This is a genomic window from Methylocystis sp. JR02 (genome assembly GCF_030063565.1).
Classification (GTDB): Bacteria; Pseudomonadota; Alphaproteobacteria; order Rhizobiales; family Beijerinckiaceae; genus Methylocystis; species Methylocystis iwaonis.
The window spans coordinates 2,417,858-2,436,735 of sequence record NZ_JASIRC010000001.1 but is presented as its reverse complement, the minus strand read 5'-3'; the positions used below and the strand labels follow the sequence as shown (position 1 = coordinate 2,436,735).

Here is an 18,878-nt window from a genome sequence, read left to right as displayed (position 1 = left end):
CGGAGGAATGGCGCGCGACGTCGATTTGATGCGGTTGCTGCTGCTCGATCTCGAAGGAAGACAGCTTTCGCCGCCAGAAGCTTTTCTGTTGCCGCTGGAGGAGATCGCGCGCCGCTTGGATCGCACCCGAGGAGAGGTGGTCGACGCGCTCGAAATGCTTCGCGAGGCGGAATTCATCGACGCGCCTGGCGCCTTTCGTGACGACGCCTGGATTTTCCGCAAGCTCACCCGTCGCGGCGTCGAGCTGGCCAATCTGGTCGCGGATGCGCGTCAGTGGGACAAGGTCAAAAACGCCTATGTCGATTTGCTCGAAGGTTGACGCCGCTTTTCGCGCCAGTCCCTGAGCCAAGCTTCGAAGCGCCTGCGGCGGCCAAGTAGAACCTGACGTATTTCAGTCCTGCGCAAGTTGAAGCGGTCGTTTGCCGGGATCGCCATATAGCGTTCGGCAATCTCAGTGACGACGAAATCGGGCTTTGACCGCTTGACGAGCGCCCAATCGACATTCGCCGACCAGACGAATTCCAGCTCGGCGACGGTCTCCGCGAGGGCGGCGGTTAGAAAATAAGGGCTGACGCCTGCAAAAGAGTCGCCGAAGAGTAAGAGTTTGCACTTGTTCCTGGCGTGCGGGTTCTTGAAGACCGCATGGCACCCGACATGGATTTCGCCGCCATATTCATGGGCCTCCAGAAGGCCCACCACGGCATTGTCATAGACGCGCGTCGCATCTTGCCGCCATGTGGCTTCGCGGATGGTCTCATAGACCGGAGGTTCGAGCTTGGAGCCCAAATCGAGCAGCCTGACATCCTCGACGAAAGGGCGCGCGACCAGATCGTGATTGCGCTCCAATCCAAGCGCGTCGCACAGAATTTCATAGCCGAGAAGACAGCCGAGCGGCGTCCAATGCGTGTCCGTGCGCCAATAGAGATCCACATCGTCGCGATGCGTGCGCATGAGCGGGACCAAGTCGACGTAACCATAAGCGGCGGGGTCTCGCTCGAAGAGCTGAGCCAGCCTGAGCGAGGGCGCGAGGTCGGCGTCGACCAGCGGCTCGGCTGTTTTGTGGGAATAGATCGTCAGCTTCTCGGGCACGACGAGATGGGCGAATTTGGCGCCGAGGGCGTCGCACCGCCTTTTTCGCTCGACGATGAGATCCCGCCAGCGCGCCAACGCCCGATCGGGCAAATGCCCCGAGTCTCGCTCGTAAAGTGTCGAGACGAAATTTGAGCCGCCGACGAGGAAAAGCCATCCATCGACTCCCTGATGGACGAAAAGGCTTGCATGGCTCATTGCGGCTCTTGTGTAATCGACATGGGCGCCTGCGGCTTGCGCGCGAGGAGAATCGTGGCGGCGGCGAGCTCGAACTGCTTTTCCACCGGCAGCTCTTTGGCCCAGGCTTGCTCCAGCATGGGGCCCGGGTAGGCGATGAGATCGCCCACGCGCTGGCGCAGGAAGGATTTGCGGGCTTTTGGCGGCAGGCCCTCCGCCCAGGATCGAAGCTGCCATGCGATCGCCCAGATGGGATGCGTGGCGGGATTTACTTCCTGCCGCTCGATAGTGAGATAAGGCTCGAACAATGTGCGCAGGCCTTCATGCGTCATATTGAAATAATGATGCGGAAAGCCGTGCAGCGGCTGCAAAAAGGGCACGCAGCATTTCAGCCATCCGCCGGGCTTCAAGACCCGCGCGATTTCACGCGCACAACGAAACGGGTCTTTGACATGCTCGAGGACAGCGATCGAGATCACGCCGTCGAATGAATCGTCCTTGAACGGGAGGCTGTCAGCGGCGCCAATGACGTCGGTTGTCGGATAGTCTGCGATCTCTAGATTGACGACATTGCTGTAATAGGTCGGCCGGAAGCCGGCGCCGACATCGAGAACCAGCCCGTCGCGGCAGCTTTCGATCAGCTCAACCGTCTCCTGATCGTAGCTATTTTCGCTGATCGGAATCTCATCGTCGAGGCTATCGCGCGCGCGCGTCGCTTCGTCCAGGAAGCAATATTTGCCGCTTTTTTCGAGCGGCTTTTCAGGGTCGAGGAGAAGCGGGCGCAAGGCGTTGAGCTTTCTTGCGCGGATCGCGGGCACCTGGCTCACGCGCCGCTGGCGCCGTTTTTCCCGAACGCCGAATTGCTCGAAATGCGCCCTGGCGGAGGGGAACTCGCCCCGCTCGACCGCTCGCGCGACGTCCGGATTGCTGTCGAGATAACGCGTCTCGTCGAAATTCTCGCAGGTGGCGATCTCATCCTGCTTGGCGAACTGCCGCCGGCCCTCCACCGCGCCGAACTTCTTGAAATGCGCCCTGCCAGACGCGAGCCGCCCTGCCGCGACCGCCTCGGCGACATCCCGATTGGCCGCGAGGTAGCAGCGCTCGTCGAAGGTAGACGGCGTCGGAATCTCCTGAAGCAGCGCGATCTCGAAGGGATTGGTCATGAGGAAGGGCGCCAAGTGAAAAGATCGGCTCGTTTAGCACAGCCGGCAAAACAAGAAAAACCCGGCCCGGGCGCCGCGTCTGAGGCTCTCTTGGTCTTTGGCCTGAAGGCGAATATGTTGCCGCGCGGGAGAGACGCCCCCGCGGGGGCGTCAATTTGATTGAGGATATTATGGCGCAAGACGAGCCGATCGAGGTCGAAGCCTTTTATCGCTATGGCTATCGAGGGCGGGACATGATCGCCATCCGCGCCCCCTTTGCGATGTCGGCCGATGCCGAGATCATCGGTCGGCGGGTCCGGGTCGGGAATGAGGCGCATCGCGTCCGAGGGGTCTTTCGGCAAATTTCCGGCCCGATTCAAAAGGGCGAGCCGATCGGCGTCGAGATCGACGCGCGGGTTTGACGCATGAAGATACTCGGGCTGGGGCATAGCCATATCGTGGCGATCGCAGAGGGTTTTTACGAGCTTCAGCATCAGGGAGCGACGATCGGCGGCGCGCCGTTGTCGTCCCGCTTTGTTTATCTTCTCGACCCCGCGATCACGCCGACGCTCATCGACGCCGAGGATGGGCAGACGCTGAACCCGCGGCTCTCGGAGATCATCGCCCAGGAAGGCGCCGATTTCGGCTTATTGTCGATCCAAGGCAATGAGCACATCGCGCTTTCGATCACGCAACCTTTCGAGCGCATCGATTTCATCCTCGGAGAAGAAAGCGCGCTGCCGCTCGCCGAGGGCGCCACTTTGTTGACGGAAGCCGCGGTCCGCGAAACCTTGCGCGACAGAATGGCCGAAACGATCGCGATCCTCGCGGCGCTACGGCGCGCGACGCGCCTGCCGCTTTATTGTCTAGCGCCGCCGCCGCCTTTGCCGGATTGTCAGATCAAGGCCTATCCCAAGGAATTCTTCCGAAAGGCGGTCGACGCCGATCGCCTGTCGCCCGAGATCTTCCGTTACAAAGTGTGGCGCCTCGCGTGTCAGCTCTATCGTGAGAGCTGCGCCGCTCAAAACATTGTCTTCGTCGAAGTTCCCCCCGCCTTCATTGCGCCGCCCGGCCTGCTTATTCGCGAAGCGTGGGGCGCCGATGCGACTCACGCCAATCCGTCCTTTGGAAAGGCGATGGTCGAAAAAGTGATCGGCATGGTGGAAGCGTCGCGAGCCTTGGTCGCCTGATGACGTCGCATCCCTATTCGAAACTGCCGCCCTATGCCTATTGGCGCCACGCCGTGGCCGGCGTCCCCGCGGCCGACGTCGATCCTGTCGTCGAGCCGCCATTCCGCTTCGGCGCGCGAGAGAAGATCGCGGCGGCCGGCAGTTGCTTCGCTCAACATATCGGGCGCTATCTCGTCGCCGGCGGCTGCAACTATCTGGTGACGGAGCAGCCGCATCCTTTTCTGAGCGAGAAAGCGGCGCAGGCGCTGAATTACGGCCTCTATTCCGCGCGCTACGGCAATGTCTATACGAGCCGGCAGCTTCTCCAGCTTTTCGAGCGCGCTTATGGCCGCTTCACGCCGAAAGAGAATTACTGGCGCGAGGGCGCGGGCGTTGTGGTCGACCCCTTTCGGCCGCAGATACAGCCCGGCGGATTCAGTTGCGCGCGTGAGCTTGATGTCGACCGCGAACGCCATTTCGCCGCCGTGCGCGAGGCGTTCGAGACGCTCGACGTTTTCGTCTTCACGCTCGGCCTGACGGAAGCCTGGCGGTCGCGCGAAGACGGCGCGGTGTTTCCGCTTTGCCCGGGCGTCGCCGGCGGCGAATTTTCGTCCGCCGCGCATGAATTCATCAACCTCGGCGTCGACGACGTCGTCGCGGACATGAGCGTCTTTCTGGAGCGTTTGCGCAGCGTAAACCCGCGCGCCAGAGTCATTTTAACCGTTTCGCCCGTGCCGCTCGTCGCGACTGCCGAACGCCGGCATGTGATGGTTTCGACGCTTTGCTCCAAAGCCATTTTGCGCGCCGCCTGCGATACGATCGAACGCAGATGCGCACAGATCGCCTATTTTCCTTCCTATGAAATTGTCGCGGGCGGCTTCACCGGCGTCGACTATTTCGAGGCCGACCGCCGCAGCGTCACGCGCGAAGGCGTCGCGCATGTCATGGGCATCTTCGAGCGGCATTTCATCCGCCGCAATCTCATGGAGACGGCCCTGCGCAAAACGAGGCAGGCGCTCACCGCCCCTTCGACGCCGACGGACGCGATCTCGGACGCCATGCGACTCATGTGTGACGAAGAAGCGCTCGAGCGGGGCGCAATCCCGGCCATAACGGAAAGCGCCGACGGCGGCGAACGCGATCCGTCGACGGAGGACGCTACATAGAGCGTGAACGCAAATCGCAGATCGCACGCGCCGACGCTTACCGAAAATTGAATTATTTTGACGAAGCTGAATTGCCGTCGAGCAAGGCGCGGCATGACGCTCGCCTTGCGTCGCAAGATAAGGTTGCATTGGCGTAACGGCCGTTTGCGGCCGTTCGTTGATTTTTGTCACGCCGGATATTCTGGCGCTTTTCAGAGAGGACGCGGCATGTCTAGTTTCTCCTCGTCGGATATTATTCGTATGAGAGCGGCCGAGGCCGCCCCGCTGCAGAAAAATTGGGGCTGGATGGTCGCCTTCGGCGCGCTGCTGGCGATTGCCGGCTTCGTCGCGCTCGGCAGCGTCGTGTTGTCGACCATCGCCACCGTGCTGATCGTCGGCGTCGCGATGATCGCGAGCGGTCTCGTCGAGATCGCCTATGCTTTCGCGATGCGAAGCTGGAAGAAATTTTTCCTCTGGATCGTCATCGGCCTTCTCTATGTCGTCGGCGGCGGCGCGGTGGTGCAGAACCCGCTGCTCGCAGCGGGTTTCCTCACGCTGCTGCTCGGCGCCGGCCTCTTCGCTTCGGGGCTCGTGCGCATTTTTCTTGCCTTTCAGCTTCCAAAAAACGCGCCATGGGCTTTGGTCGCGCTCTCCGGGGCCGTTACTTTCCTGCTCGGCGGCGTCATTCTGGCGCAATGGCCGGTGTCGAGCCTTTGGGTGCTCGGCGTCTTCCTCGGCGTCGATCTCATCTTCGCGGGCGCGAGCTGGATGGGCTTCGGCCTTTCGCTTCGGCGCGCAGAGGGCGGGGAGGTTAGCGGCTTTCTCGCCAATGAAAGCGGGAGCGCGACCGGATTCGGTTTCGGCGAAGGGTTCCAACGCAAGCTTTTTGCCGAGTTTCTCGGCACCTTTTGGCTTGTTTTCGGCGGCTGCGGCAGCGCGCTGATCTCGGCGGGCTTTCCGCAGCTCGGCATCGGCTTTACCGGCGTATCGCTGGCTTTCGGCCTAACCGTGCTCACGGGCGCCTATGCCTTTGGCCCGGTGTCGGGGGGCCATTTCAATCCGGCTGTGTCGCTGGGTCTCGCCACGGCGGGGCGCTTCTCCTGGAAGGAGCTCGGACCCTATTGGCTCGTCCAGCTTATCGGCGCGACCGCCGCTGCTTTCGTTCTGCTGAAGATCTGCCAGGGCAATATCGACTTCTCGCTGGCCAACGGCTTCGCCGCCAATGGCTATGAGGAGCACTCGCCCAACGGCTATACGCTGCAAGCGGCCTTTCTGGTCGAAACGGTGCTGACGGCCTTCTTCCTGCTCGTCATTCTCGGGGTGACGGAAGCCCGCGCGTCGGTCGGCTTCGCAGCGCTCGCCATCGGCCTTGCGCTGACCTTGATCCATCTGGTCGATATTCCGATCACCAATGCTTCGGTGAATCCGGCGCGTTCGACGAGCCAGGCGCTTTTCGTCGGCGGCTGGGCGCTGGAGCAGTTGTGGTTGTTCTGGGTCGCCCCGCTGCTCGGCGGCCTGATCGGCGGACTTATCCACCGCTTCGCGCTCGCCGATAAGGCGTAAGCGCGGTTCTCATCGGTTCACGGAGCCGCCGCGTTTCGATCCGTGTCGATCGCGGCGGCTCGCTCGTTTTTTAGAATGATCCCGACGGGCTTTGGATGTTCACGCGCCGCCCTTTCGCGCCGCTCTGAGCTCGGCGCTTTTGCAGCCAGCGAATGACCCCGGTCACGAACAACAGCGGCCAGCTCAGCCCGAACAGAAAGACCGCGATGCGCCCCGGCCAGCCATAGACATAGCCGGAATGCAGCGGCCACTGCCATTGAATGAAGCCATCGCCGTCGCCCGAGAGCGGATCGTTGGCTTGCAGAATGTCGCCGCGGAACTGATCGATATAGATCGTCCGGCGGCCGTCGAGCCCCCAGCCGATCGGAAACAACTGATTGACGATATAGGCCCCGTCACGAGGCTTGGGCATCGTCACGGCATAGATGCGTCCGTCCGGAAAGGACCGGGTTGCGGTGGCGACGGCTTCGTCGAGCGTGACGTGGGCCGAGTCGCTCGCCGCCGACTGATAGCGCTCCGGCTCCGTGAGAGCGGAAAACAACGCGACGACGGCTTTGAACTGCTGCGGCAAGTTGAAATGAACGCCGGAGAGCAGCACGGCCAAGGCGACCGGCGCCAGGAACAAGCCGGCCAGGCGATGGATGTCGTAATTCAACCGCTCTGATCTCGCGGGCCATTTCACCGTGAAGGCGTTGCGCCATTTTCCGTTTCTCGGCCACCAGAGAACGACCCCGGTCACCGTGGAAACGAAAGCCAGAATCGCGATGATCCCGACCGTGATATCGCCGATGCCGGAAACAAGCATCGCGTAATGCAGCTTGAACAGGAATGCCACGAAGGCGTCGTCGAACAGGTTCGTGCTGGAATGCCAGACACGTGTCCCCGTCACCTTCAACGTATAGGGATCGACGAAGACCTGACGCGTATCGGGTTTCCCGGACTGCGGATTATCGACGCGGTAGTAGAATAGAAACGCCTGATCGTCCTTCTGTGGCCAGTAGCACCAGCCGAGATAAGAGTCGGCCGGAATAGCGCGACGCGCCGTATCGGCGATCGCCTCCAGCGGGCGCCACGCCGCCCGGCCTTCGGGGGGAGCCGCGACGATCCGCAGTTGCGGATTGAGCGCCTGGTCGATCTCCTGAAAGAACACCAGCGCCGAACCGGTAAGCCCGATCACCGACAAGAACAGCCCGAGCGCGAGCCCCAGCCAAAGATGGGTTTTCAGCCAGATTTTGCGCCAGCTCCAGAGCGCGACCTGCCGCCGCGCGGTGCCGACCCGAGGCAAACCGATAGAAGTCATGATTTCCTCCGCCAGAAAATCAACTTTGATCGAGCCGATCGCGGAAAACGGCGCGCCGGCGAATCGCCGTTGCGCGCATCAACTCTCATTCCGGATCGGGGGATTCGAAATATCTCATATTCGTGATGTGTCGAAATCGAATTGCGCAGTCGCTTTCGTCGGCCCGACGATAGGCTGCGACCGCGTCGAAACGCAAGTAACCCGGCTCCGAATCCAGATTAACAAACCCTGCGCAGCCCCGTCATGCCCGCGCTTGTCGCGGGCATCCACGCCGGGACATTGCGACACGCAGGGAGAAGAAGCGGCGTTGCTCCCGCTCATGTTCTTAAGCTTTTCTGCGTCGGCGCGGCGTGGATGGCCGCGACAAGCGCGACCATGACGGCGGAACACGTCTGCTTGTTAACCTGAATTCGGAGCCCGGGCCGCCGAGAAGCGATCTTCTTCAGCGAAGGAGCGTTACGTCGCAGTCGAACGCACGCGCGCTGTCGCGGCTATTCCGTCCCATTCGTTTCGAGGCGCCGCGTCGCAAGCCGCGCGGCTTCGGCGCCCGACAGCATCGCCCCGTTGAACCCATGCTCGCCGCCGAAGGCGGAGGCGAGATAGAGCCCGCCGATCGGCGTCTCCGGCGTGCGTGGGAAGCCCATCAATATCGGCGCTTCGGGCGGCAGCGGCGCGAAGCCGTAGACCGCGCCTTCCGGTGTGTTGAGATAGCTCGACATGGAATAGGCGTTGAGCAGCAGGCGCGACGTCACGAGCTTGGAAAAGCCTGGATAATCCTGCTCCAGCCGCCCCTGAATGGCGTCGAGCCAGGCCTCGCGACGGGCGACGCCTTCTTCCTTCGAGGCGCTTTTCCAATTGTCGAGCCGGTCGAGGCCGAGCACGGTGAGAAGCACCGGCGGCTCGTCCCAAAGCCCCGAATCGACGGCAGTGAAATTGGCGATCGTATGCAGCGGCAATTCGCCCTTGGGCATGTCGGCCATGGCCGTGGCGCCGTCGCCATATTGGTCGAATCGCTGCATGGTCGAGGGCATGACGATGGTCGAGAAATCCGTCATGCCGACAACGGACGGCTTTGCGGAAAGGCCGAAATTCGCCGAGAAAAGAGAAGTCGAGAGCGGCCGGCCGCCGAAGGTCTCCTCCATTCTGGCGCGCGCCGGCGCCTCCATCAACGCGGCGGCGACGGCGGGCGCGCAATTGGCCATCACCACGCGCGCCTCGACGCGCTCGTCGGCGTCGTTGGTGCGGCGCGCGACATGGCGCACGGCGATGGCGTTTCCATCGGCGTCCGTCTCGATCTGCGTGACGAGCCGGCCCATGCGTACGACGCCGCCCGCCTTGGTGATGCATTTGGCGAGCTTGAGGCTCAACTGGCGCGAGCCGCCTTTGATGTAAGCGCCGCCCGAGGCGATATAGCCGCCCTGCGCAAGCGCATAGAAAATCCACCAGAGCTTGCGCGGATCGTCGCCATAATAGGCGAGATTGGCCCCGAGCGCGCATTTCAGACCTTCGGCGCCGGCGAAATCGCGGGTGAAGATTTCATCGAGCGAATTCATCCAGCCGGCGGCGGCGGGCTCGACCTCCCACATGCCGCGGGTGAATTTGGCGAGCGACCCTTCCTCGCGCGCCTGCTTGAGCGTCCACATGGCGTCGTGGATTTGTTCGATTTCGCCCAAGAAGCGTTTGATGGCGGCGCTTTTGTCAGGAAAGCGCGCGGCGAGCGCGTCATGGGCCGCCTCGAAACCGACCGGCAGCTCGAAAGGTTCGCCGATGGGGCCGCCTTTGACCTTGTAGAGCGGACCGGTCGGCAGCCATTCGATCTCGTCGAGGATGCCGAGCTTGCTCAGAATATGGTGCTTCACGTCGCGCGGATTGCGCGCGTCCGACGTCTGGTGGAGCGAAGCCTCCACCCAGAGATCGCCGACCTTGTAGACCGAGGCGGCGCCCCCTAAGCTGAAGTTGCGTTCGAGCAGGCAGACGCTGTAGCCCGCATTGGCGAGCAGGGCGCCGGCTGTGAGGCCGCCAAGTCCGGAGCCGATCACCACAGCGTCGTATTTCTTGTCGCTCATCGGGACGTCGTCGCCTCTTTGTGTCAAAGCCCGCCTATATGGCGGGCGCGATATGGCCAAAGCCTGAGTCGGCGCCAACATAACATGGCGCGCCGCCGGGTCGCGGCTCCCTTCAGAGGAACGTCAATGACCGATGAAAGCTATCCAGTCACGCGCACCGACGCGGAATGGCGCGCGCGGCTGACGCGGGAACAATATGACGTCATGCGCCGCCACGGAACCGAGCGGCCGGGTAGCTGCGCGCTCAATCACGAGAAGCGCCGCGGCGTCTTCCAATGCGCCGGCTGCGACCAGCCGCTGTTCCGCTCTGGCGAGAAGTTCGAAAGCGGCACCGGCTGGCCGAGCTTCTTCGATCCGCTGCCGGGCGCGTTGGGAACGACGACCGACAACAGCTACGGCATGGAGCGCACGGAAGTGCACTGCAGCCACTGCGGTTCGCATCTCGGCCATGTCTTCCCGGATGGGCCGAAGCCGACCGGGCTTCGATATTGCATCAATGGCGTCGCTTTGAATTTCGTTCCTGAAAAAGAGGCCGTTCGATAAGCTCTCGCAATCGCCCCATAGGATTCGACGCAGCGATGGTCGGGTGCGACAAAAAATTTTTTCACCTGCCTGTTTCCTGCGCGATCGGTTTCACCCATACCCCCATCCAGGATGGGTTCGGGCGGGGCGGACCTGACCGCGCGAGCGCGCCTGGTCCGTTCAGCTCCCCATCATGTCGGTCTGACGGCGATTCCGATAGTGTAAGAAATATAAGTTATTTATGATTCTTTGTGTTCAAGTCAGGCGCTGATCGATCGGGTAGGTCGAGGATAGTCGTCTTGCCCCGCTTGTCGTATATGGAGCCAAGCCATTCGGGGCCGTCGCGCGAACGGGAAAGCCGATTTTGCTGCGGCGCCGCATCGGCGCCGCGCGCGCGCTTGCCTGCTTGACGGCTCATTTTTATTGCCGTCATACGAAACGGCAAAATCAGGTCGTTCGATGGGCTCATTGCGCGCGGGGGCGGCGTCGGTTTAAGCCCGGCGCGCGCGAGCATGGCTCAGGACCGTTGAATGGCGCCGGCAAGCCGTCGCTCATCGCGCCGCGGCCGATAAATTTCCGGAGCCCGCAAACGGGCTCGAGAGGGAGTGGAGCTATATGTCGTCACCTACGTCAGCCGCCGCGCCGGGCGCGAGCGGAAAAGACAATCAGCACCTTTCGCCCAAGTCAGATATCGAGATTTCTCAGGCTGCCAAGATGCGGCCGATTATCGAGGTCGCCAAAGACAAGCTCGGCATTCCGGCCGAGCATGTGCAGCCCTATGGCCATTACAAGGGCAAGATCGCCCTCGACTACATCGCTTCGCTCGAAGGTAAGCCGGACGGCAAGCTGATCCTCGTCACGGCGATCACCCCGACGCCCGCCGGCGAAGGCAAGACCACGACGACGGTCGGCCTCACCGACGGCCTCAACTACATCGGCAAAAAGGCGCTGTGCTGCCTGCGCGAGCCCTCTCTCGGCCCGTGCTTCGGCGTGAAGGGTGGCGCGGCTGGCGGCGGCTACGCCCAGGTCGTGCCGATGGAAGACATCAACCTCCACTTCACTGGCGACTTCCACGCCATCGGCGCGGCCAATAATCTGCTCGCGGCGCTGATCGACAACCACATCTATTGGGGCAATCAGCCGGCGATCGACTCGCGCCGCGTGAGCTGGCGCCGCGTCGTCGACATGAACGACCGCGCGCTGCGCTCGGTCGTCTCGTCGCTCGGCGGCGTGGCGAACGGCTTCGCCCGCGAGGACGGTTTCGACATCACGGTCGCGTCGGAAGTGATGGCGATCTTCTGCCTCGCCTCGAACTTCGCCGATCTGCAGCAGCGTCTCGGCAACATCATCGTGGGCCAGACCCGCGACAAGAAGAACGTGCGCGCCAGCGAAGTGCACGCGGCCGGCTCCATGGCCGCGCTGCTCAAGGACGCCATTGCGCCGAACCTCGTGCAGACGCTCGAGAACAATCCGGCGATCATCCATGGCGGTCCCTTCGCCAATATCGCGCACGGCTGCAACTCGGTCATCGCCACCAAGGCGGGCCTGAAGCTGGCCGATTATGTGGTGACGGAAGCCGGCTTCGGCGCCGACCTCGGCGCGGAGAAGTTCTTCGACATCAAGTGCCGCAAGGCGGGCCTGACGCCCTCGGTGACGGTCATCGTCGCGACGATCCGCGCGCTCAAGATGCATGGCGGCGTCGCCAAGGACGACCTCAAGGCCGAAAACGTCGCGGCGGTCGAGAAGGGCTTCGAGAATCTGAAGCGCCATATCGGCAACGTCCGCAAGTTCGGCGTGCCGGTGCTGGTCTCGATCAACAAGTTCTCGTCGGACACGGCGGCCGAGATGGCGGCCCTCGACAAGCTCTGCAAGGCGGAAGGCGTCGATTGCGTCGTCGCCGACAACTGGGGTTCTGGCGGCGCCGGCGCGGCGGATCTCGCCCGCGCCGTGGTGCAGACGATCGAGACGCAGCCTTCGAACTTCAAGCCGCTCTATCCCGACGAGCTGCCGCTCGCCGAGAAGGTGCGCACCATCGCCAAGGAGCTCTACGGCGCCGCCGACATCTCCTACGACGCGAGCATCAAGGCGCGCTTCGCGGAGCTGGAGAAGGAAGGCTTCGGCAACTTCCCGGTCTGCATCGCCAAGACGCAATACAGCTTCTCCACCGACGCCAACGCCAAGGGCGCGCCTTCGGGACACATCATCCCGATCCGCGAGCTGCGTCTGTCGGCGGGCGCGGAGTTCATCGTCGCGGTCTGCGGCGACATCATGACCATGCCGGGCCTGCCGAAGGTGCCGGCCGCCAACAATATCGCGGTGGATGCGAACGGCCGCATCGCGGGCCTGTTCTAAGCATCTCGATAAAAGAATTCCGCGGCGTTCAGTAGGGCGCCGCGGTTCCTTCCAATCCTGCAAACGCTTCGCTCGAAAGGAGCAAATAGAAATGGCGCAGAATTCCAGAGTCCCGGGCAGAAACTTCCTCTTCGTGCCGGGCCCGACCAATCTTCCCGACCGCATCGTGCGCGCCATGGCGGTCGCCTCGGAAGACCATCGCTCGCCGACCTTCCCCGACCTCGTGAAGCCGCTGTTCCCGGGCCTCAAGAAGGTTTTCAACACCGACAAGGGCGTGCCCTTCATTTTCCCGGCGTCCGGCACCGGCGGCTGGGAAGCGGCGATCACCAACACGCTGTCGCCCGGCGACAAGGTTCTCGCGCAGCGTTTCGGCCAGTTCTCGCACCTCTGGATCGACCTCTGCCAGCGCCTCGGCCTCGAGGTGATCAAGCAGGAGCGTCCGTGGGGCACCGGCAATGATCCGGAGCTGATCGAAGAGGCCCTCAAGGCCGACAAGAACCACGAGATCAAGGCCGTTCTCGCCACGCACAACGAGACCGCCACGGGCGTGACCTCGGACATCGCCGCCGTCCGCAAGGCGATCGACAACGCCAAGCATCCGGCGCTGCTCTTCGTCGACGGCGTGTCCTCCGTCGGCTCGCTCGAGTTCAAGATGGACGAATGGGGCGTGGACGTGATCGTCTCCGGCTCGCAGAAGGGCTTCATGCTGCCGGCCGGCCTCGCGCTGATGGCCGCGAGCCCGAAGGCGATCGAGGCGGGCAAGAACGCGAAGATGCGCCGCGCCTATTTCGAGTTCCAGGACATGATCGCGCAGAACGCGAACGGCTACTTCCCCTATACGCCGTCCGTCCCGCTGCTTTACGGCCTCAAGGAAGCGCTCGCGATCCTGTTCGAAGAGGGCCTCGATCAGGTCTACAAGCGCCACCATCACCTCGCCTCCGGCGTCCGCGCCGCTGTCGCGGCCTGGGGCCTCAAGACCTGCGCGCAGGACCCGAAGTGGGATTCGGACACCGTCACCGCGATCCTGGTTCCGGAAGGCTACAACGCCGCCAAGGTCATCGAGACCGCCTACAAGCGCTATAACCTCGCGCTCGGCGCCGGTCTGTCGGAAGTCGCCGGCAAGGTGTTCCGCATCGGCCATCTCGGCGACCTCAACGAGCTGATGCTGCTTGGCGCCATCGCGGGCGCGGAAATGGCGATGCTCGACAACGGCATCAAGATCGAGGCCGGCTCCGGCGTCGCCGCTGCTCAGGCGGTGTATCGCGCCAATCCGCTGCTGAAGGTCTAACGCCGCTATTCCTTCTCCCGCTTAGGGCGTCGAGAGACGCCCGTCTTCGACGGGCTATGCGGGAGAAGGTGTCGCGCGAATGCGCGACGGATGAGGGCTTCCGTCGCGGGTGCAATTCGCCCTCACCCGACCCCCGCTCACGCGGGGGCCACCCTCTCCCGCAAGCGGGAGAGGGCTAATCAAGGGAAATCAGGGGAGCTTCATGTCGCACAAAATCGTCTTTCTGGATCGCGAAACGCTCGACGCCAATGTGCGCAAACCGAATTTCCCGCACGAATATACGGAATATGCGCAGACCGCGCCGGACCAGATCGTCGAGCGCGCCAAGGGCTGCGACATCATCATCACCAACAAAGTGCCGCTGCGCGAAGCGACCTTGAAGCAGCTTCCCGACGTGAAGCTCATCGCCGTCGCCGCGACCGGCACCGACGTGATCGACAAGGCCTACACCACGGCCAATGGCATCACTGTCTCGAACATTCGCAATTACGCCTACAACACGCTGCCCGAGCATGTCTTCGCGCTGCTCTTCGCGCTGCGTCGCAATCTGGTGAACTATGTCGACAGCGTGCGCCACGGCCGCTGGGGCTACGCCAACCAGTTCTGCTACTTCGATTACCCAATCTATGACATCGCCGGCTCCACGCTCGGCATCATCGGCTACGGCGCGCTCGGCAAGCAGGTCGAAAGCCGCGCCAAGGCGCTCGGCATGAATGTGCTGATCAACGACGTCGCGGACGTTCCGGGCAAAGTGGATGTCGCGACCGTCCTGCGCGAGTCGGACGTCGTCACGCTGAACATCCCGCTGACGCCGCAAACCAAGAACATGATCGGCGCGAAGGAGCTCGCGTCGATGAAGAAGACCGCCAGCATCATCAACACGGCGCGCGGCGGCATCATCGACGAGCAGGCGCTCGCGGACGCGCTGCGCAACGGCGTCATCGCCGGCGCGGCGTTGGACGTGCTCACCGTCGAGCCGCCGAAGAACGGCAACATCCTGCTCGATCCCACGATCCCGAACCTCATCATCACGCCTCACGTCGCCTGGGCCTCGAAGGAAGCCATGCAGGTGCTGGCGGATCAGCTCATCGACAATATCGACGCCTTCGTTGCGGGCGACCCGCGCAATGTGGTGACGGCGTAAAGAAGTGAAGGAAATGGCCCCGATTGTCTCCCCCGCCGTCATGCCCGCGCTTGTCGCGGGCATCCACGCCGCGCAGCGGGCGGAGCAGCGGGGGGCCTCGTCGCAGACGATTTCATCGCGTCCCGGCGTGGATGGCCGGGACAAGCCCGGCCATGACGCGTGGCGGGTTCGCTCCTGAGGAACGCTAATGACTAAAAAGCTTCTTTTCCTTTTCGACACCGATCCCGTCGCCAGCGTCTTCGACACGGTCGTCGGTTACGACGGCGGCGCCGATCACATCATCGGTTATGGCGGCGTGACGCCGGAGAGCGTCGGCGCGCTCGTCGACGGCTGCATCTACACGCGCGGCCCCAAAGAGAAGCAATTTACGGCGATCTTCGTCGGCGGTGGTTCGATGACCGCGGGCGAGGCCGTGTTCAAGGCGGTGAAGAAGCGCTTCTTCTCCAACTTCCGCGTCTCGGCCATGCTCGACTCCAACGGCTCGAACACGACCGCCGCCGCCGGCGTCGCGCTGCTCGCCAAGGCCGGCAATCTCAAGGGCAAGAAGGCCGTCGTCCTCGCCGGCACCGGCCCGGTCGGCATGCGCGCCGCCGCCATGCTGAACATCGAGGGCGCCGAAGTCGCCATCACCTCGCGCGACAAGGCGCGCGCGGAAGAGGCCGCTAAAGCCATTCAGGAGCGCTTCGGCTTCACGCCCGTCGCGATCGAGGCCAAGGACAACGCCGCCCGCGCCGCCGCCGTCAAGGGCGCGCAGGTCGTGTTCGCGGCGGGCGCCATCGGCGTGCCGCTGCTCGACGAAGCCGATTGGCAGAATGACCCGACGATCGAGCTTCTCGCCGATTGCAACGCGCAGCCGCCGCTCGGCATCGGCGGCGTTGAGGCGATCGATAAGGCAAAGGAGCGCCACGGCAAGATCGTCATCGGCGCGCTGGGCCTCGGCGGCCTCAAGCTGAAACTGCATCGCGAATGCGTCGGCAAGCTGTTCGAAAGCTCCGAGCAGTTGTTCGATTGCGAAAACATTTACGCCCAAGCGAAGGTGCTGGCCTGATATGAGCGCGAAGACGGAAACGATCGGCAAATTTCTCGACGAACTCGCGAGCAACGCGCCGACTCCTGGCGGCGGCGGCGCGGCGGCGCTCTCGGGCGCCATGGGCGCGGCGCTGGTCTCGATGGTCTGCAATTTGACCATCGGCAAGAAGAACTATGAGGCCGTCTCCGAGGATCTCAAAAAGACCCTCGCCCGCGCCGAGGCGCTGCGCGAAGAGCTTACCAAGGGCATCGACGAGGATGTCGTCGCCTTCAACACGCTGATGGGCGCCTATGGCCTGCCGAAGGCGACGGACGAAGAGAAGGCTGCGCGCACGGCGGCGATCCAGGAAGCGCTGAAAGCCGCGACGCTCGCGCCTCTCGCCACCTGCAAGGTCTGCTACGAGGTGATCGCGCTGTCGAAGGAAGCCGCCGACAAGGGCAATCTCGGCGTCATCAGCGACGCGGGCGTCGCCGTGCTCGCGGCCAACGCCGGCCTGCGTAGCTGCGCGTTGAACGTCTTCATCAACGCCAAGTCGATCAAGGACCGCGACTTCGCCGAGACGCAGCTCGCCGAGGTCAATGCGCTGCTCGCGAAGGCGGCGGCCGAGACCGAAGCGGTCTATGAGGTCGTGCGCGGAAAGATTGGCTAACGCCAAGACAGGCGGCTGACGCGCTCGCGCGTCGGCCGCCCAATAAGCGCGAATGAACCGCGAGGGGAGGAACCGATGGACGTCCACGAGTATCAAGCCAAGGAAATTCTGGCCGCGCATGGCGTCGCCATTCCGCCCGGCACCGTGGCCTTCAGCCCGGACCAGGCCGTCTATGCGGCGACCGAGCTCGGCGGTTCCCACTGGGTTGTAAAAGCGCAAATCCACGCCGGCGCGCGCGGCAAGGCGGGCGGCGTGAAGCTCTGCCGCACCTATCATGAAGTGCAGCAGGCGGCTCGCGACCTTCTCGGCAAGCGTCTCGTGACGGGCCAGACGGGGCCGGAAGGCAAGCCCGTGCAGCGCGTTTACGTTGAAGTCGCCGATCCCTTCGAGCGCGAGATTTATCTGGGCTACGTCCTCGACCGCAAGCTCGAGCGCGTGCGCGTCATCGCCTCCAAGCATGGCGGCATGGAGATCGAAGAGATCGCCCGCACCATGCCCGACGAAATCCTGCAGGTGATCGTCGAGCCGGCGGTTGGCCTGCAACAGTTCCAGGCCCGTGAGCTGGCCTTCCAACTCGGCCTCAATATCAAGCAAGTCTCGCGCGCGGTGCAGACCATCATGGGCGCCTATCGCGCTTTCCGCGACAATGACGCGACCATGCTCGAGATCAATCCGCTCGTCGTCACCAAGGACGACAAGGTGCTGGCGCTCGACGCTAAGATGTCCTTCGACGACAATGCGCTGTTCCGCCGCCGTCATATCGTCGAATTGAATGATCCTTCGCAGAGTGACCCGCGCGAGGCGCAGGCGCATGAGCACGCCCTGAACTACATCGGGCTCGACGGCGAGATCGGCTGCATCGTTAATGGCGCCGGCCTCGCCATGGCGACGATGGACATGATCAAGCACGCTGGCGGCAATCCTGCGAACTTCCTCGACGTCGGCGGCGGCGCCTCGCCCGAGCGCGTCGCGACCGCCTTTCGTCTCGTGCTCTCCGACCGCCGCGTGAAGGTGGTGCTGGTCAACATCTTCGCCGGCATCAACCGCTGCGACTGGGTTGCACAGGGCGTCGTCGACGCCGTGCGTCAGGAGAAGATCGAGGGCGTGCCGCTCGTCGTGCGCCTCGCCGGCACGAATGTCGAAGCCGGCAAGAAAATCATCGACGAGAGCGGCATTCCGATCATCCAGGCCGATACGCTCGCCGACGCCGCCCAAAAGGCCGTCGCAGCCTGGCAGAGCGTCAAGTAAGCGCTGGGGAGGACATCATGAGCATTCTCATCGACGAAAAAACGCCGATCCTCATCCAGGGCATCACCGGCGACAAAGGCAGCTTCCACGCCAAGGAAATGATCGACTACGGCAGCAATGTCGTGGCCGGCGTCACGCCCGGCAAGGGCGGCAAGACTCATCACGGCGTGCCGGTGTTCAACACGGCGAAGGAAGCCGTGAAGGCGACGGGCGCGCAGGCCTCGATCACCTTCGTCGCGCCGGCCTTCTGCGCCGATGCGATCATGGAAGCCGCCGACGCCGGCATTCGCCTCATCTGCTCCATCACCGACGGCATCCCGGCGCAGGACATGATGAAGGTGAAGCGCTACTTCCTGCGCTTCCCGAAGGATCGCCGCCCCATGCTCGTCGGCCCGAATTGCGCCGGCATCATCTCGCCCGGCAAGGCCATGCTCGGCATCATGCCCGGCCATATCTACAAGCAGGGCCCGGTCGGCCTCATCTCGCGCTCGGGCACGCTCGGCTATGAGGCCGCCTCGCAGCTAAAAGAACTGGGGCTCGGCATCTCGACGTCGGTCGGCATCGGCGGCGATCCGATCAACGGCTCGTCCTTCCTCGATCACCTCGTCCTCTTCGACAAGGACCCGGAGACGGAAGCGGTGCTGATCATCGGCGAGATCGGCGGCCCGCAGGAGGCCGAGGCTTCCGCCTGGATCAAGGAAAACTTCTCCAAGCCGGTCGTCGGCTTCGTCGCGGGTCTCACGGCCCCCAAGGGAAGGCGCATGGGCCATGCCGGCGCCATCATCTCGGCGACGGGCGACAGCGCGGCCGAGAAGACCGAGATCATGAAGTCCTACGGCCTCACCGTGGCGCCCAATCCGGCCGAGTTCGGCTCGACCGTCGCCAAAGTGCTCAAGCGGGCCTGACGGCGCCATCATCGAGCTTTCGCGTTCTCGACATAGATCGCGAAAGACCGGTCGCCGTCTTCTTGTGAAGGATGCGCCGGCGTGACCGC

17 protein-coding genes and 2 pseudogenes are annotated in these 18,878 nt (G+C 63.4%); 14 read left to right on the top strand and 5 right to left on the bottom strand.

From position 1 onward, the window contains the following. The first annotated feature begins 7 nt into the window (after nt 1-7). Nucleotides 8-319: a DUF2513 domain-containing protein gene (locus QNA11_RS11630; protein WP_281930509.1), complete on the top strand. Its 312-nt coding sequence runs from the start codon at nt 8-10 to the stop codon at nt 317-319. On the opposite strand, the gene QNA11_RS11625 is transcribed toward QNA11_RS11630, so the two are convergent. Together QNA11_RS11625 and QNA11_RS11620 are read right to left on the bottom strand one after the other, a co-directional pair. Next, a complete protein-coding gene (locus tag QNA11_RS11625; RefSeq protein WP_283483169.1) occupies nt 295-1,287 on the bottom strand; it encodes an alginate O-acetyltransferase AlgX-related protein in 993 nt (330 codons plus the stop codon). The genes QNA11_RS11630 and QNA11_RS11625 overlap by 25 nt on opposite strands. Beyond that, on the bottom strand, nt 1,284-2,429 hold the full coding sequence (locus tag QNA11_RS11620) for a class I SAM-dependent methyltransferase (protein ID WP_283483168.1): 1,146 nt from the start codon (nt 2,427-2,429) through the stop codon (nt 1,284-1,286). The genes QNA11_RS11625 and QNA11_RS11620 overlap by 4 nt, the downstream gene beginning before the upstream one ends. Nucleotides 2,430-2,599: 170 nt before the next feature. Here QNA11_RS11620 and QNA11_RS11615 point away from each other — a divergent pair, with 170 nt between their 5' ends. From QNA11_RS11615 to aqpZ, 5 genes and pseudogenes are all read left to right on the top strand, one after another. Continuing rightward, nucleotides 2,600-2,830 (top strand): hypothetical protein, encoded by a 231-nt coding sequence (locus QNA11_RS11615; RefSeq protein ID WP_283483167.1) that lies wholly within the window; start codon nt 2,600-2,602, stop codon nt 2,828-2,830. A gap of 3 nt (nt 2,831-2,833) precedes the next feature. Beyond that, nucleotides 2,834-3,598 (top strand): hypothetical protein, encoded by a 765-nt coding sequence (locus tag QNA11_RS11610; protein ID WP_283483166.1) that lies wholly within the window; start codon nt 2,834-2,836, stop codon nt 3,596-3,598. Then, a complete protein-coding gene (locus QNA11_RS11605; protein WP_283483165.1) occupies nt 3,598-4,743 on the top strand; it encodes a GSCFA domain-containing protein in 1,146 nt (381 codons plus the stop codon). Before QNA11_RS11610 ends, QNA11_RS11605 begins: the two co-directional genes overlap by 1 nt. A 93-nt stretch (nt 4,744-4,836) precedes the next feature. Then, nucleotides 4,837-5,400: pseudogene (locus QNA11_RS11600) on the top strand (HdeD family acid-resistance protein); the annotation flags it as partial. A gap of 195 nt (nt 5,401-5,595) precedes the next feature. After that, nucleotides 5,596-6,285: pseudogene (gene aqpZ / locus QNA11_RS11595) on the top strand (aquaporin Z); the annotation flags it as partial. Nucleotides 6,286-6,355: 70 nt separating this feature from the next. Here the strand turns inward: aqpZ and QNA11_RS11590 are convergent. After that, nucleotides 6,356-7,585: a PepSY-associated TM helix domain-containing protein gene (locus QNA11_RS11590; RefSeq protein ID WP_283483164.1), complete on the bottom strand. Its 1,230-nt coding sequence runs from the start codon at nt 7,583-7,585 to the stop codon at nt 6,356-6,358. Nucleotides 7,586-8,076: 491 nt separating this feature from the next. Then, nucleotides 8,077-9,651 carry a phytoene desaturase family protein gene (locus QNA11_RS11585; protein ID WP_283483163.1) on the bottom strand — a complete coding sequence of 525 codons (1,575 nt, stop codon included), beginning with the start codon at nt 9,649-9,651 and terminating at the stop codon, nt 8,077-8,079. A gap of 126 nt (nt 9,652-9,777) precedes the next feature. Between QNA11_RS11585 and msrB the strand changes: the two genes are divergently transcribed. Next, the gene (msrB, locus tag QNA11_RS11580; RefSeq protein ID WP_202073079.1) at nt 9,778-10,194 is read left to right on the top strand and encodes a peptide-methionine (R)-S-oxide reductase MsrB; all 417 of its coding nucleotides are present in this window, start codon (nt 9,778-9,780) and stop codon (nt 10,192-10,194) included. A gap of 214 nt (nt 10,195-10,408) precedes the next feature. Here msrB and QNA11_RS11575 read toward each other — a convergent pair whose 3' ends face one another. Further along, nucleotides 10,409-10,687, bottom strand: a complete 279-nt coding sequence (locus QNA11_RS11575; RefSeq protein WP_283483162.1) for a hypothetical protein — start codon at nt 10,685-10,687, stop codon at nt 10,409-10,411. A gap of 101 nt (nt 10,688-10,788) precedes the next feature. Here QNA11_RS11575 and QNA11_RS11570 point away from each other — a divergent pair, with 101 nt between their 5' ends. From QNA11_RS11570 to sucD, 7 genes are all read left to right on the top strand, one after another. After that, nucleotides 10,789-12,525 carry a formate--tetrahydrofolate ligase gene (locus QNA11_RS11570; protein WP_283483161.1) on the top strand — a complete coding sequence of 579 codons (1,737 nt, stop codon included), beginning with the start codon at nt 10,789-10,791 and terminating at the stop codon, nt 12,523-12,525. Nucleotides 12,526-12,616: 91 nt separating this feature from the next. After that, nucleotides 12,617-13,813, top strand: a complete 1,197-nt coding sequence (locus QNA11_RS11565) for an aminotransferase class V-fold PLP-dependent enzyme (protein WP_283483160.1) — start codon at nt 12,617-12,619, stop codon at nt 13,811-13,813. Nucleotides 13,814-14,015: 202 nt separating this feature from the next. Beyond that, entirely contained in the window at nt 14,016-14,957 is a 942-nt protein-coding gene (locus QNA11_RS11560; protein ID WP_283483159.1) for a D-2-hydroxyacid dehydrogenase, read from the top strand. 187 nt (nt 14,958-15,144) lie between these two features. Further along, nucleotides 15,145-16,005 (top strand): NAD(P)-dependent methylenetetrahydromethanopterin dehydrogenase, encoded by an 861-nt coding sequence (locus tag QNA11_RS11555; RefSeq protein ID WP_283483158.1) that lies wholly within the window; start codon nt 15,145-15,147, stop codon nt 16,003-16,005. Nucleotide 16,006: 1 nt separating this feature from the next. Continuing rightward, entirely contained in the window at nt 16,007-16,636 is a 630-nt protein-coding gene (fchA, locus tag QNA11_RS11550; protein WP_283483157.1) for a methenyltetrahydrofolate cyclohydrolase, read from the top strand. A 75-nt stretch (nt 16,637-16,711) separates the two neighbouring features. Beyond that, nucleotides 16,712-17,884 carry a malate--CoA ligase subunit beta gene (locus QNA11_RS11545; RefSeq protein ID WP_283483156.1) on the top strand — a complete coding sequence of 391 codons (1,173 nt, stop codon included), beginning with the start codon at nt 16,712-16,714 and terminating at the stop codon, nt 17,882-17,884. Between the two features lie 17 nt (nt 17,885-17,901). Beyond that, nucleotides 17,902-18,789, top strand: a complete 888-nt coding sequence (gene sucD / locus QNA11_RS11540; protein WP_202073072.1) for a succinate--CoA ligase subunit alpha — start codon at nt 17,902-17,904, stop codon at nt 18,787-18,789. The last annotated feature ends 89 nt before the right edge of the window (nt 18,790-18,878 follow it).

Coding starts and splice junctions, on each gene's coding strand:
- sucD (WP_202073072.1), top strand. CDS start 17,902: ATGAGCATTCTCATCGACGAAAAAACGCCGATCCTCATCCAGGGCATC.
- QNA11_RS11575 (WP_283483162.1), bottom strand. CDS start 10,687: ATGCTCGCGCGCGCCGGGCTTAAACCGACGCCGCCCCCGCGCGCAATG.
- fchA (WP_283483157.1), top strand. CDS start 16,007: ATGAGCGCGAAGACGGAAACGATCGGCAAATTTCTCGACGAACTCGCG.
- QNA11_RS11590 (WP_283483164.1), bottom strand. CDS start 7,585: ATGACTTCTATCGGTTTGCCTCGGGTCGGCACCGCGCGGCGGCAGGTC.
- QNA11_RS11625 (WP_283483169.1), bottom strand. CDS start 1,287: ATGAGCCATGCAAGCCTTTTCGTCCATCAGGGAGTCGATGGATGGCTT.
- QNA11_RS11565 (WP_283483160.1), top strand. CDS start 12,617: ATGGCGCAGAATTCCAGAGTCCCGGGCAGAAACTTCCTCTTCGTGCCG.
- QNA11_RS11605 (WP_283483165.1), top strand. CDS start 3,598: ATGACGTCGCATCCCTATTCGAAACTGCCGCCCTATGCCTATTGGCGC.
- QNA11_RS11615 (WP_283483167.1), top strand. CDS start 2,600: ATGGCGCAAGACGAGCCGATCGAGGTCGAAGCCTTTTATCGCTATGGC.
- QNA11_RS11630 (WP_281930509.1), top strand. CDS start 8: ATGGCGCGCGACGTCGATTTGATGCGGTTGCTGCTGCTCGATCTCGAA.
- QNA11_RS11620 (WP_283483168.1), bottom strand. CDS start 2,429: ATGACCAATCCCTTCGAGATCGCGCTGCTTCAGGAGATTCCGACGCCG.
- msrB (WP_202073079.1), top strand. CDS start 9,778: ATGACCGATGAAAGCTATCCAGTCACGCGCACCGACGCGGAATGGCGC.
- QNA11_RS11555 (WP_283483158.1), top strand. CDS start 15,145: ATGACTAAAAAGCTTCTTTTCCTTTTCGACACCGATCCCGTCGCCAGC.
- QNA11_RS11585 (WP_283483163.1), bottom strand. CDS start 9,651: ATGAGCGACAAGAAATACGACGCTGTGGTGATCGGCTCCGGACTTGGC.
- QNA11_RS11570 (WP_283483161.1), top strand. CDS start 10,789: ATGTCGTCACCTACGTCAGCCGCCGCGCCGGGCGCGAGCGGAAAAGAC.
- QNA11_RS11610 (WP_283483166.1), top strand. CDS start 2,834: ATGAAGATACTCGGGCTGGGGCATAGCCATATCGTGGCGATCGCAGAG.
- QNA11_RS11545 (WP_283483156.1), top strand. CDS start 16,712: ATGGACGTCCACGAGTATCAAGCCAAGGAAATTCTGGCCGCGCATGGC.
- QNA11_RS11560 (WP_283483159.1), top strand. CDS start 14,016: ATGTCGCACAAAATCGTCTTTCTGGATCGCGAAACGCTCGACGCCAAT.